The organism is Anaerococcus vaginalis ATCC 51170 (genome assembly GCF_000163295.1).
In the GTDB taxonomy this organism is placed as follows: Bacteria; Bacillota; Clostridia; order Tissierellales; family Peptoniphilaceae; genus Anaerococcus; species Anaerococcus vaginalis.
The window spans coordinates 351,126-364,445 of sequence record NZ_GG700527.1 but is presented as its reverse complement, the minus strand read 5'-3'; the positions used below and the strand labels follow the sequence as shown (position 1 = coordinate 364,445).

Here is a 13,320-nt window from a genome sequence, read left to right as displayed (position 1 = left end):
ATCATCCTTTCAGTGTGGATTTATATTTTTCTAAGGCATCCATCACTTCTTCAATTGTATTTAATTTATTAACCAAATCACGGATCTTGCTTGAGTTTTCAAGTCCTTTTATATACCATGATAGGTGTTTTCTCATTTGCGTTACTACTAATTTTTCTTTTTTATATTTTAATTCTAATTTGTATTGTTCTATAAGTTGGTCAATTATTTGTGTTGAAGATGGCTTTTCATAAAATCCCTTATTTATATAATCTTTTATTTCTTTAAATAAAAAAGGATTGCCCATTGCTCCTCTTGCAAGCATTACCCCATCAGCTTTTGTTTTATCAATTACTTTTACAAAATCTTCTACACAAAATATATCTCCATTTGCTATAACTGGAATTGAGAGATTTTCTTTTAATATTTTTATATGATTCCAATTAGCCTTTCCTGAATACATCTGTTCTTTTGTTCTTGCGTGCAAAATCACATAGTCTATTCCAGCATCTTGGGCAATTTTTCCTATTTCTAAATAATTTAAATTTTTATCATCAATTCCTAATCTAAATTTAATATTTATTTTTTTGTCAGTAGATTTTCTCAAAATCTTACAAATTTCTTCAACTAATTTTGGCTTTGCCATAAGGGCGCTTCCTTCGCCGTTTTTTGTGATTTTTGCTACGGGACATCCCATATTAAAAGAAATTTCTTTTGACTTTTCAATTGGATTTATTTTATCTTTTACTACCTTTTCTATTAGCTCAGGTTTTGAACCAAAAATTTGTATGTTACAATTTTTTTCGTTTTCAGAAATAAATAACAAATCGTCAGTTTTTTTGTTGTCATAATAAAGAGCATTTACTGAAACCATTTCTGTAAAGGTTTTGTCTGCTCCGTATTTTTCTGCAATCAACCTAAAACCAACATCACTCACTCCAGCCAAGGGTGCCAACATTATTTGTTTATTTTTTAATTGTTCTCTCATAAATCAATCTTAAACCTTCTAAGGTTAGGTCATTTTCTACAATTTCGATGTATCTGGACTCTGATGCCAATAATTCAGAATATCCTCCAGTTGAAACTATATTTATTTCTTCTTTTGTTATATTTTCTTTTTTAATAATTTCTTTTATCAACTGTTCTATTATTCCATCAATCAAACCAATATATCCAAAAACCATTCCAGCATTTATTGATTCTGATGTATTTTTTGCAATGGCTGATGATGGATCATGTAATTCAATTCTTGGAAGTTGAGCTGTTCTATCTATCAAAGCATCAAGACTTGTTTTGAGTCCTGGTGCAATAGATCCTCCCAAATATTGTCCATGTTTATTTACAACATCGAATGTTGATGCAGTTCCAAGATCAACTACTATTGTAGGTCCCCCATACATTTCGTAAGCTGCTACAGCATCTACTACCCTATCAGCACCAACTTCTCTTGGATTATCATATTTTATATCAATTCCAGTTTTTGTGCCTATTCCTACAATCATAGCTTCTCTTCCAAAAAATTTTCTGTTTGCAGATTGCCATGAATATAAAACATCGGGTGCTACTGATGATATTATTGTATCTTCTATATTATCTTTATCAATTTTATGAATTGCCAAAAAATTATATAGAATTTGAACTATTTCATCGCTTGTTACAATTTGATTTGTTGTAATTCTAAATTTTGTTTTTAATTTCTTTTTATTGTAAACGCCAATCACAGTGTTTGTATTGCCGACATCTACTACAAGTAGCATATATTCTCCTAAATTTTTATAATCTCAACATTAACTCTATTATGATACATCATCTTGTTTGATTTTTCAAGATTATTTACCTAATTTATATTTTCTTATTAGGGTATTTATTTGTTCAATATCTTCAAATTTTACTTGGACTGATTCTTGATTATCTTGGTGGTCTTTTCTAGTAATTACTACCAAATTTCCACGTTCTTTATCAAAGCCCCATTTTTTTAATTCTTTGTAAGTATAAAATGAATCGTTTAATAAAATTCCATTTTCTCCAATATAAATTTTTGTTTTTGTATTTAGGAAAAATACTAAGCCCATAACTATCATTACAGATGCTGTCATAAGACCTGTTTGATTTTTCATTCTGATTCCTTGAAATAAATTTATAGCTCCTGTTACAATTAAAAGCCCAAACAAAATATATTCCATAGTTGATGATCTTTTTCCAAAACTTTTTACATCGCCTTGTAAATTTTTAACTGATTTTTTGCTTTTAAATAATTTAAATCCAAGCCATGCTATAAGTCCTACATAAATTAATATAATAAATTTGTCAAATTGTTTCATATTACCTCCTATTTTTATTTAAACTCAAAAAATAAGGCTTTTTTCAAAAAATGAAATAAAGCCAAATTTAATAAGATTTTAACATTTTTCTATCTTTATTTTACTCATAAACTTCTCTTTTTAAAACCCCAATAAAGGGTAGGTTTCTATACATTTGCATATAATCAAGTCCGTAGCCAACTACAAACTCATTTGGAATTTTAAAGCCAGACCAATCTGGTTTTATTTCTATTTCTCTTCTTTCTGGTTTATCAAGTAAGGTTATAATTTTTACAGAATTTGCTCCTCTTTTTATTAAAGAATCTTTCAAGGCATCTAATGTTCTACCTGTATCAATTATATCTTCAACTAATAAAACTTCTTTTCCAGTAATATCTGTATCCAAATCTTTTATTATTTTTACATTTCCTGAAGATTGTGTGCCATTTTCGTAAGATGAAACATCCATAAATTCTAAAGTACAATCTAATTTAATATTTTTGGCAAGTTCAGCCATAAACATAATTGAACCTTTTAGAATTCCCACAAGTACAAGCTCATTTTTGTCTAAATAATATTCGTTTATTTGACCTGCAAGCTGTTTTATTCTTTTATTTAAACTTTCTTCATCAATTAGTACTTGGTCTATTACATCTTCTAAATCAATTTTCATAACTCCTCCACACTTACCATTAAAATATTCGTATCGTCATATTTTACTTTAAAATCCTCACTTCTTCTTTTTCCAACAATCCATGCTAGCTTGTTGTTTATAAATAAAAGTGGAATTTTGTTCCTATCTTTTCTATCAATTTTTTCATCAATAAAGAAATCTTTGAGTTTTTTTCTTTTTCCATTTTTCATTGCTGTAAAATAATCGCCATATACTCTATACCTGATTTTTATTGAAATATCCTCTAAGTTTTCCAAACCATAAAAAACTCTATTTTTTTTGCTAGAATTTTTATAAAAATCATAAGAAACAAGAGCTGTTTTAAATTTATAATTTCCAAAAATTTTTTTATCATTTAAATTCATATAGATTTCTTTTAAATTTTTTTCAAGAGTTTTTCTTTTTATGTAAAAATCATAAGTCCTATAATTTTTTTCAAAAATTAAATCATCTTTAATAATTTTTTTCCCATTTTCCAATGACCTTATTTTTATAAAATCCTCTATATTTGTTTTTGAAAAATCATTGATATTTCCATATAAAAATTCTACAGCCCTTCTTATAAGCCTTGCCTTCAACGCATCTGAAATTTCTTCAAATTCATTTTTATCAAAAGAAATATGGTTTGTATCTTTTTTTATAAGAATTTTTTCAAGTTTTTCATCTTCAACTTTTCTTATAATTTTATAATCACTTTTTGCAATATCTGATAAGGAAACTAAAGAATTTTTGAAATTTGGATTTATTTTTTCGATTTCTGGTATTATTTCAAGTCTAATTTTATTTCTGGTATAATCAGTTTCCAAATTTGTATAGTCGATGTGATAGGAAATTTTATTTTCATCTAAAAATTCCAAAATTTCACTTTTAGTAAAATCCATTATTGGTCTAATTATATCTTTGTTTTTATAATCCATTGCCCTTAGTCCATCAAGACCTGATCCTCTTATTATTCTCATAAGAACCGTTTCTGCCTGATCGTCTTTGTTGTGGGCAACTGCTATTTTTGCATTTTTGTATTTATTTTTTATTGACCTAAAAAAATCATACCTTAAAATTCTTCCAGCATTTTCTGCTGAAATTTTTTCTTTTTTTGCGTAATCATCCATAGACTTATGGTCTATAAATGTTTTAAATTCCAATTTCTCTCCAGTTTTTTCAACTAATTTTTCATCTTCATTTGCATCAAGCCTATGCAGATGATTTAGGTGGGCAAGAACTATATTTATTTTGTAGTAATCTTTTACTTCATTTAGCAAATAAATTAAAAATTGGCTATCAGGGCCACCGCTTGCTCCAACAATTATGGTATCATTTTTTTCTATTAGATTATTTTTTTCTATTGTGGACTTAAACTTATTTATTATTTTCGTCTTTGTACACATATTCGTCTTTCTTAAGCATACCTAATTTTTCTCTAGCTATTTTTTCCTTGTACTCATCTGTATTTCTATTTTCATAGTCTTCTTTTATAGAGTCAATTTCTCCTCTTATGCTAGAAATTTTGCTGTTTGTTGTTTTAATATTAGCATTTAAATCCACAATTTGTGCATTTACTTTGCTATTAAATGATTTTGACAAAACAAATACCAATACAAAAACAAGGATACTTCCCATCAAAAATCTTTTATTCTTTTTTGACCTATTTTTAAGGTATTTTTCACATTTATTCATCTATAACCTCATACATTTCACTTGCATCATTTTTTTTAGCACCATCAATCAAGTCAAGAACTTTTACTTTTAAATTGCTTTTTCCAAAGCAAATTTCAACTATATCTCCACATTCCACATCACTTCCTGCCTTGGCAATATTACCATTTATTTTTACTCTTTCATTTAGGCAAGCGTCTTTTGCAACCTGCCTTCTTTTAATTATTCTTGAATTTTTTAAAAATTTATCTATTCTCATTAAATCACCTTAATTAATTATAACAAATAAAGACCCATTTAGTCCATAATAAAACAATTTCATTTATTTTTTATTATGAGTATAATTGTAATGGTGATATTATGAATAAAATTTTTCATATAGACTGCGACGCCTTTTACGCATCATGCGAAGAGCTTAGAAATCCAAATTTAAAAAATTTCCCAATGGCTGTCGGTGGTCTTTCAAATAAATCAATAATTACAACAGCAAATTATAAGGCAAGAGAGTATGGAATCCATTCTGCCATGCCAGTTTTTATTGCCAAACAACTTTGTCCAGATTTAATTATGGTAAAAGTCGACAGAAAATATTACAAGAAAAAATCAAAAGAAGTTTTTGATATTATAGAATCATATTCACATACAATAGAACAAGTTTCAATCGATGAGGCATATATTTTTATAGACAATAATGAAGATAAAAAAATTTTAGCACAAAAAATTCAAAATCAAGTTTTAAAAGAAACGGGAATTGGAGTATCAATTGGAATTTCTTACAATAAATTTTTGGCAAAACTTGCAAGCGACTGGAATAAACCGATGGGCATAAAAGAAATAAGCAAAGAAGAAGTGCCTGAAATTTTAAAAAATTTAGATATAAAAAAAGTTCATGGACTTGGAAATAAGTCTGTTCAAAAATTAAAAGATATTGGCGTTTATAAAATTGCAGATTTATTAAAACTAGACCAAGAATTTTTACAATCACTATTTGGAAAGCAAGGAAGATATGTTTATAAGGTTATAAGAGGCGAAGATAATAGGAAAGTTCAAACAAATACAAAAAGAAAATCAATAGGCAGAGAATTTACCTTTAGGAAAAATACCAAAGATTTAAAAATTTTATATGCTTATATAGACGAAATTTCCCAAAAAATCGAAGAAGATTTGAAAGCGAAAGACATAAAAGCCTACACTATAAATTTAAAAATTAAAACAGAATATTTCAAAACTCATACAAAATCCTACACCCTACTTTCTCCAATATCAAAAAAAGAAGATATTGCAGAAATTGCCAAGGACTTGTTAGACCAAATTATTTCAAACGAAAATTTAAGGCTTATAGGACTTTCCCTATCAAATTTATCAAAAAAGAATCATACTCAATTAAGCTTATTCGATAAATAATTTTTTAAAATTTCATAAATAAAAAAACGCAAGATAATAGAATTTTCTACTAGCTTGCGATTTTTTTTATTCTTCTTCGTTTTCAGAATCTTCTTCAACATTTTCAGATTCTTTTGAATCTTTTTTGTCAGAATTTATATTCTCTCTTAATTTTTCTTCAATTTCGTGGAGAATGTCTTCGTTTTCTTCAAGATATGTTTTTACATTTTCCCTACCTTGACCAAGTTTTTCTCCATTATAAGAATACCAGCTTCCTGCTTTTTCTACTATGTCTTCATCAACGGCAGAATCCAAAATTACTCCAGATTTTGAAATTCCTTGTCCATACATAATATCAAATTCTACAACTTTAAAAGGAGGAGCAACTTTATTTTTTACAACTTTTACCCTAGTTCTATTTCCTATATAATCATCGCCTTGTTGGATTCCTTTTATTCTTCTAATATCAAGTCTTACTGATGAATAAAATTTAAGAGCCTTACCTCCAGTTGTTGTTTCAGGATTACCAAACATAACTCCAATTTTTTCTCTCAATTGATTTATAAAAATAACTGTGGTATTTGTTTTTGAAATAATTCCAGTCAATCTTCTCAAAGCTTGGCTCATAAGTCTTGCTTGAAGACCCATGTGGCTATCTCCCATTTGTCCTTCAATTTCTGCTTTTGGTACAAGAGCTGCAACTGAATCGACAACAATCAAATCAACCGCACCAGATCTTACCAAAGATTCTGCAATGTCTAGCGCTTGTTCTCCTGTATCTGGTTGAGATAAAATTAATTCGTCAATATTTACTCCCAATTTTTTTGCATATTCTGCATCCATAGCATGCTCAGCATCAATAAAGGCACAAGTATTTCCCAATTTTTGATCTTCAGCAATGCAGTGAAGAGTAAGAGTTGTTTTACCAGAAGATTCAGGTCCAAATATTTCTATAACTCTTCCTCTAGGAAGTCCACCAACTCCAAGAGCAATATCTAGATTTATTGCGCCAGTTGGAATTACAGTTACATCAACCTTTGGAGCTTCGCCCATTTTCATAATAGCACCCTTACCATATTTTTTTTCAATATTTTTAAAAGCTTGGCTTAGGGCTTTTTCTTTATCATTATCTGTGTTTTTTTCTTTTTCTTTAGCCATATATTTTCCTTCCTATTTTATAAATTAAAAAATAAAACTTGTCTTCAAAAATCTAAAAAATTTTCTTTAAAATTTATATATCGTCTAAATTTAAAACTTTTTTATTTTTAACTAAATAATCAATTCCTGAAAGCACTGTCAATACAACTGCTACATAAAATAAAACAAGACCTATTGAATTTAATGTAGGATTATTTAATAGTAGCATCACAGTAGATACGCATTGGCTCATTGTTTTTGCTTTTCCGCCCTTACTTGCTGCAATTGTTATATTATTGCTTGCTGCAAGTGTTCTAAGTCCTGTAATAATTAGCTCTCTTGAAATTATTAAAATAACTGCCCAACTTGGGATTATATTTGTTGCTGTCAATAAAACAAATCCTGCCATAGTCAAAATTTTATCTACTAACGGATCCATAAATTTTCCAAAAGTTGTAACCAAATTTCTACTTCTTGCAAGATGTCCATCAAGAGCATCTGTCAATGATGCAACTGCATATAAGATTGCGGCAACATTATACATTCTACCAAAAATTAAATATAATACCACAAATACTGGCACCAAAATCATTCTTACGGTTGTAACTTTATTTGCTATATTCATATTACTCTCCTTCTAAATAGCTATGATCTACCAAAACTTTTCTAGGCTTACTGCCCTCGTAACCACCGATTACGCCACGAGCTTCCAATTGATCAATTATCCTCCCAGCTCTAGCATATCCTACTTTTAATTTTCTTTGCAAAAGAGAAACTGAAGCAGTATTTTCATTTATAATAATTTCTATTGCCTCATCAATTAATTCATCCTCATCATCATTTTCAACAATTTTTGTTTTTTCCTCAACAGTCTCCATTGCTTTTTTATCGTATTCTTCTTCGCGAGTTTGTTTTATATAATTTACAACTCTCAAAACTTCAGAATCCGATACAAAAGCTCCCTGAATTCTCATAGGCTTCATTGCATCTGATGGAGAAAATAACATATCTCCTTTTCCAAGCAAAGTTTCTGCTCCGCTCATATCAAGAATTGTTCTTGAATCAATTTGACTTGTAACTGCAAAAGCAATTCTTGATGGAATATTTGCCTTGATTGTTCCAGTTATTACATCAACTGTTGGCCTTTGAGTTGCAATTATCAAATGGATTCCACAAGCTCTAGATTTTTGAGCAAGTCTTGTAATATAATCTTCAACTTCACTTGCAGCTGTCATCATTAAATCTGACAACTCATCTATTATTATAACAACATAAGGAAGTTTTTCTATATTTTCATCAATTTCTGATAAATCTCTGTATGATGAAATATCTCTTACGTGATTTTCTTCAAATAATTTATAACGTCTTTCCATTTCTCTGATTGCCCAAAATAATGAAGACGATGCTTTTTTTGGATCAGTTATTACTGGCATAATTAAATGAGGAATTCCATTATAAATTGAAAGCTCTACGATTTTTGGATCTATCAAAAGCAATTTAACTTCATCTGGCGAATGCTTATATAAAATTGACATTATAATCGTATTTATACAAACACTTTTTCCAGATCCTGTCGCACCCGACACAAGAAGATGGGGCATTTTTTCTATTGCAGAAACTTTTGGCAAGCCTGATATAGATTTTCCCAAAACAAAAGGAAGTTCCTTAGTGCTTTTCATAAACTCTTCGCTTGCAATCATTTCTTTTAAGCCAACAACTTCTTTTTGTGAATTTGGAACTTCTATTCCAACGTGGCTTTTGCCAGGAATTGGCGCTTCAATTCTTATATCGCTTGTTGCAAGTGCAAGGGATAAATCATCAGATAAATTTAAAATTTTTGAAACTTTTACACCTCTTTGAGGTTTTAATTCAAAACAAGTTACGCTTGGTCCGATATTAATTTGAACAACTTTTGATTTTATACCAAAAGAATCCAAGCACTCCTCAATTCTTCTCGCCTTATCTTTTATATCATTTTGGTCAAGCTCGCTATTATCATCTCTATCATCAAGGAGATCTAGTTTTGGGAATTTATAATTTAAAGTATATTCTTCCTTAAAAGTTTGGTCAAAATCTGATAAATCGACTTGTTTTGATTTGTAGGAATTTATTTTTGCCTTTTCAAATCTTTGGTCAAAATCATCCTTATTATCTTTTTCTACTTCTTCTTCAATCTTTATAACTTTATTTTTGCTTAAATCTTCTTTTTTATCTATTTCTTCTCTTTTTTTGTTTTCTCTATTATTTCTAATTTTTTTAAGCTTTTTTTCTCTAAAATAAGTTTTTATTTTGTTGGAAATTTTCATATAGTTTTTCCCTATAAAATTTCCAAAAATTACAGTTTTTTCTTTGGTCTTTGTAATTAAGTCCTTATAAGATACGCCTAATAAATTTTTAATTAAAGAAATCCAAAAAATAATATATAAAATTATTATTCCTGCACTACCTATAAGCCTTTCTAGATAAAAACTAATATTTACTCCCAAAATGCCACCAGATTCTCTTATCAATCTTTGAGCATTTTTAATTGATAGGGACAAAGTTTTATCCAAAAATTTCATAGATAAAATTGCCATAGTTAATAAAATCAGGATAAATAAAATATTAAATACCCTAAAATTTTTTTTGAATTTATCCCTAAATACAAATAAAAAACTTATAAAAACAAAAATAAAAACAAAATAAGACATAAATCCAAAAATTCTAAAATTTGTATATGTAATAAAATCTCCCAGTCTTCCAGTGTTTGGAAGAATTAAAAATATAAATCCTATTAGAGAGATAAACATAAAAAATATAGAAAATGATTTCTTATTAAATTTTCTATTTTCAGATTTTTTTGAATATTTAGATTTTTTTCTTTTTCTATTTGAATTTGTATTTGCCATATTCACCTCACATAGATTATATAACAAAGGGGAAAATAAATAAACTGCCTAATAAATGGCAGCCTTCTTTTAACTTCTACAAAATTTTATTTATGGTGCAAAATGAATTAAAAATTTTCGCACAAGAAAAATAATTAATTCATTTTAACCATAATTTTTTGTAGTTAGTTTATAAAATCTTTTAAGACTTAGTCTTCTTTAGATTGTTTTTTTTCTTCTTCAATTAATAGGGCTTTTCTTGAAAGATTGATTCTTCCTTGCCTATCAATTTCTGTAACTTTTACCCTTACCTTATCTCCTATTTTTAAAACATCTTCAACTTTTTCAGTTCTTTTTGTATCAATTTGAGATATGTGTAAAAGTCCTTCTTTGCCAATTGCAATTTCTACAAAGGCACCAAAGTTCATTATTCTTTTTACTTCGCCTTCATAAATATCGCCAGCTTTTGGATCAGTTACAATTGATTTAATCATTTGGATAGCTTTTTTTCCGCTTTCTCCATCATTGCTTGCAACTGTTATGTGTCCATCGTCTTCAGTTTCAATTTTTACACCAGTTGCATCAATTATTTTGTTGATTGTTTTTCCACCAGAGCCAATTACATCCCTAACTTTTTCTGGATCAATATCTATTGAAAAAATTCTTGGAGCATATTTTGATAAGTCTTCTCTTGGCTTGTCAATTGCTGATGTTATTACATCAAGAATTTCAAGTCTTGCCTTATGAGCATCAGCCAAGGCTTCTTGTAAAACTTCTTTATTTATTCCAGAAATTTTCATATCCATTTGAAGAGCAGTAATTCCATCTTTTGTTCCAGCAACTTTAAAGTCCATATCTCCAAGATGATCTTCAAGTCCTTGAATGTCTGTAAGAATTGAAATTGAATTTTCTTCTTTGATTAAGCCCATAGCAATTCCTGCAACAGGTTTTTTAATTGGAACTCCTGCATCCATTAGTGATAAAGTTGAACCACAAATTGAAGCTTGTGATGATGAACCGTTTGATGATAAAACTTCACTTACTACTCTTATTGTGTAAGGAAAATCATTTGTATCAGGCAAAACTGGAATTAAAGCTCTCTCAGCCAAATGTCCATGTCCAACTTCACGTCTTCCAGGTCCTCTTAGTGGTCTAATATCTCCAACGCAAAATGGTGGGAAATTATATTGATGAATATATCTTTTTGTAATTTCTTCTCTGTTCATTGAATCAATTACTTGTTCTTCCCCAGGAGAGCCTAATGTTAGAACTGATAAAACTTGAGTTTGACCTCTTTGGAATAATCCAGAACCGTGAGCTCTTGGCAAAAGTCCAGCCTCAGCTGATAAAGGACGAATTTCATCCATCTTACGTCCATCAGGTCTTATTTTATCAATTGAAATCATTCTTCTAACTTCTTTTTTCATAATTGAATCTACAGTTTTGTGAATTTCATCTTCACTTTCTGGAAATTCCTCTAAGAAATCTTCTTTACATTTTTCTTCAATTGTATTAATATCATTTTCTCTTTGAACCTTATCAGTTGTTCTTATAGAATTTTTTATATCTTCTGTGTATTTATCTTTTATTTTTCTTTGAAGTTCAGTTTCAACAACTTCTGCAACTTCCATTTTTTCCTTGCCAATATCATCAATAATTGTTTGTATAAATCCACAAATTTCTTTTATTTCTGCATGAGCTACCATCATAGCTTCAAGCATTTCATCTTCTGATAATTCATTTGCACCAGCTTCAACCATGTTAATTGCATCAGCAGTACCTGCAACTGTTAAATCAAGAGATGATATTTCTCTCTCGTCTTTATTTGGATTTACAATAAATTTTCCATCAACATATCCAACAGAAACAGCAGCAACTGGTCCATAAAAAGGAATATCAGAAATTCCAAGAGCAATAGATGCACCGATTGTTGTCATACAATCCGGTTCATTATCTTCATCTACAGAAAATGGTGTAGCAATTACTTGTACATCATTGTAAAAATTTTCTGGAAACAAAGGTCTTAAAGGTCTATCCATTTGACGAGAAATCAAAATAGCCTTATCTGATGCCTTGCCTTCTCTTTTTATAAATCCGCCAGGAATTTTTCCAACTGCATAAAGTTTTTCTTGATAATCACAAATAAGTGGGAAAAAATCAATTCCCTCTCTTGGCTTGTCACTTGCAACAGCAGTAACTAATAAAATTGTATCGCCTGTTCTAATTAAACATTCGCCATTAGTTTGCTCAGCAACCTTTCCGATTGTTATAGAAAGATCTGAACCATTTTGTGACTTATATTCATAAGTTTTTTCCATTTTTTCTCCTAACTACAAAAAAGACGGGATAAGTCCCGTCATATTTAACTATTTTCTTAAACCAAGTTTTTCAATAACTTCACGATATCTTTCAATATCATTTTCCATTAAGTAATTTAAAAGTCCTTTTCTACGTCTAATCATTTTGAAAAGTCCTCTTCTTGATGAGTGGTCTTTTTTGTTTGCTTTTAAATGTTCAGTAAGTTCTTTGATTCTTTGAGTAAGAATAGCAATTTGAACTTCTGGTGAACCAGTATCTTTTTCGTCTTTTTGAAATTGTTTAATAATTTCTGTTTTTTGATCTTTATTTAACATAAAATCCTCCTAAAATTTATTCGCCATAACCATGAAATAGTCCGAGGAAACTTAGTCCATAGTTAAGGTATCTTTGATATTATACCAAATATCTTTATTTTTGCAAAGAAAAAATTGCATATTAATATTATTTATTTAAAAATAAAATTAATCCCAATTTTTTAAAAATCTAATTCATTAATTACTGCTTTAAAATCAAAAATTTCATAATCATATCCAGAGTCTTTTACTAATTTGAAAATATCTTCGTTTTTTATAAAAAGAGTTTTAGTGTTATCGTCTGGATGGAAGGTCATAAGGTCATTTTCTTCTATCATATCTTTATCAAAGAACACTTTTATATTTTCATTTGTATTCATCAAACCAAAAACTGATATAATTCCTACTTCTTGCTCCATTATTTCATAAACTTTTTTCGGATCAAGAAAGTGCATTCCCTTTTCATTTAATAATTTATTATAATCTTTTAAGCTAATCATTTTTTTATCATCCATAACTATCAAATAATACCTTCTATTTTTTCTATTAGCCAAAAAAAGATTTTTTGTCCTTGCCCCTTTTTTTCCTTCAATATATTTGTCAGCTTCTTCTGTAGTTTCAGCTGGAGGATGTTCTACCATATCATATTTTATATTTAATTTATTAAGTCTATCAAATACTTTTTTTGAACTACTCATAATAATCTCCTTTTTAAA

At 28.6% G+C, this 13,320-nt stretch carries 14 protein-coding genes; 1 reads left to right on the top strand and 13 read right to left on the bottom strand.

The features are described from left to right. Nucleotide 1: 1 nt before the first annotated feature. The 7 genes from dusB to HMPREF0078_RS01775 all read right to left on the bottom strand — a co-directional run bounded on the left by dusB (nucleotide 2) and on the right by HMPREF0078_RS01775 (nucleotide 4,864). Nucleotides 2-967, bottom strand: a complete 966-nt coding sequence (gene dusB / locus HMPREF0078_RS01805; RefSeq protein WP_004838391.1) for a tRNA dihydrouridine synthase DusB — start codon at nucleotides 965-967, stop codon at nucleotides 2-4. Further along, complete coding sequence (locus HMPREF0078_RS01800; RefSeq protein WP_004838390.1) at nucleotides 945-1,736, bottom strand: type III pantothenate kinase; 792 nt, start codon at nucleotides 1,734-1,736, stop codon at nucleotides 945-947. Before HMPREF0078_RS01800 ends, dusB begins: the two co-directional genes overlap by 23 nt. A gap of 72 nt (nucleotides 1,737-1,808) precedes the next feature. After that, nucleotides 1,809-2,300 carry a DUF5673 domain-containing protein gene (locus HMPREF0078_RS01795; RefSeq protein ID WP_004838389.1) on the bottom strand — a complete coding sequence of 164 codons (492 nt, stop codon included), beginning with the start codon at nucleotides 2,298-2,300 and terminating at the stop codon, nucleotides 1,809-1,811. A gap of 100 nt (nucleotides 2,301-2,400) precedes the next feature. Next, a complete protein-coding gene (gene hpt / locus HMPREF0078_RS01790; RefSeq protein ID WP_004838388.1) occupies nucleotides 2,401-2,952 on the bottom strand; it encodes a hypoxanthine phosphoribosyltransferase in 552 nt (183 codons plus the stop codon). After that, nucleotides 2,949-4,337: a tRNA lysidine(34) synthetase TilS gene (tilS, locus tag HMPREF0078_RS01785; protein WP_004838387.1), complete on the bottom strand. Its 1,389-nt coding sequence runs from the start codon at nucleotides 4,335-4,337 to the stop codon at nucleotides 2,949-2,951. The genes hpt and tilS overlap by 4 nt, the downstream gene beginning before the upstream one ends. Next, nucleotides 4,309-4,626 carry an FtsB family cell division protein gene (locus HMPREF0078_RS01780; protein WP_004838386.1) on the bottom strand — a complete coding sequence of 106 codons (318 nt, stop codon included), beginning with the start codon at nucleotides 4,624-4,626 and terminating at the stop codon, nucleotides 4,309-4,311. The genes tilS and HMPREF0078_RS01780 overlap by 29 nt, the downstream gene beginning before the upstream one ends. Continuing rightward, nucleotides 4,619-4,864, bottom strand: a complete 246-nt coding sequence (locus HMPREF0078_RS01775; RefSeq protein WP_004838385.1) for an RNA-binding S4 domain-containing protein — start codon at nucleotides 4,862-4,864, stop codon at nucleotides 4,619-4,621. The genes HMPREF0078_RS01780 and HMPREF0078_RS01775 overlap by 8 nt, the downstream gene beginning before the upstream one ends. Nucleotides 4,865-4,965: 101 nt before the next feature. Here HMPREF0078_RS01775 and HMPREF0078_RS01770 point away from each other — a divergent pair, with 101 nt between their 5' ends. Continuing rightward, on the top strand, nucleotides 4,966-6,009 hold the full coding sequence (locus HMPREF0078_RS01770) for a DNA polymerase IV (RefSeq protein WP_004838384.1): 1,044 nt from the start codon (nucleotides 4,966-4,968) through the stop codon (nucleotides 6,007-6,009). Nucleotides 6,010-6,075: 66 nt separating this feature from the next. Here HMPREF0078_RS01770 and recA read toward each other — a convergent pair whose 3' ends face one another. From recA to HMPREF0078_RS01740, 6 genes are all read right to left on the bottom strand, one after another. Beyond that, entirely contained in the window at nucleotides 6,076-7,146 is a 1,071-nt protein-coding gene (gene recA, locus HMPREF0078_RS01765; RefSeq protein ID WP_004838383.1) for a recombinase RecA, read from the bottom strand. Between the two features lie 73 nt (nucleotides 7,147-7,219). Further along, a complete protein-coding gene (gene pgsA / locus HMPREF0078_RS01760) occupies nucleotides 7,220-7,750 on the bottom strand; it encodes a CDP-diacylglycerol--glycerol-3-phosphate 3-phosphatidyltransferase (RefSeq protein ID WP_004838382.1) in 531 nt (176 codons plus the stop codon). A 1-nt stretch (nucleotide 7,751) separates the two neighbouring features. Beyond that, nucleotides 7,752-10,013 (bottom strand): DNA translocase FtsK, encoded by a 2,262-nt coding sequence (locus tag HMPREF0078_RS01755; RefSeq protein ID WP_004838381.1) that lies wholly within the window; start codon nucleotides 10,011-10,013, stop codon nucleotides 7,752-7,754. A gap of 188 nt (nucleotides 10,014-10,201) precedes the next feature. Beyond that, entirely contained in the window at nucleotides 10,202-12,310 is a 2,109-nt protein-coding gene (locus tag HMPREF0078_RS01750) for a polyribonucleotide nucleotidyltransferase (protein ID WP_004838380.1), read from the bottom strand. Between the two features lie 48 nt (nucleotides 12,311-12,358). After that, on the bottom strand, nucleotides 12,359-12,625 hold the full coding sequence (rpsO, locus tag HMPREF0078_RS01745; protein WP_004838379.1) for a 30S ribosomal protein S15: 267 nt from the start codon (nucleotides 12,623-12,625) through the stop codon (nucleotides 12,359-12,361). Nucleotides 12,626-12,786: 161 nt separating this feature from the next. Continuing rightward, complete coding sequence (locus tag HMPREF0078_RS01740) at nucleotides 12,787-13,302, bottom strand: YbaK/EbsC family protein (protein WP_004838378.1); 516 nt, start codon at nucleotides 13,300-13,302, stop codon at nucleotides 12,787-12,789. Nucleotides 13,303-13,320 lie beyond the last annotated feature (18 nt).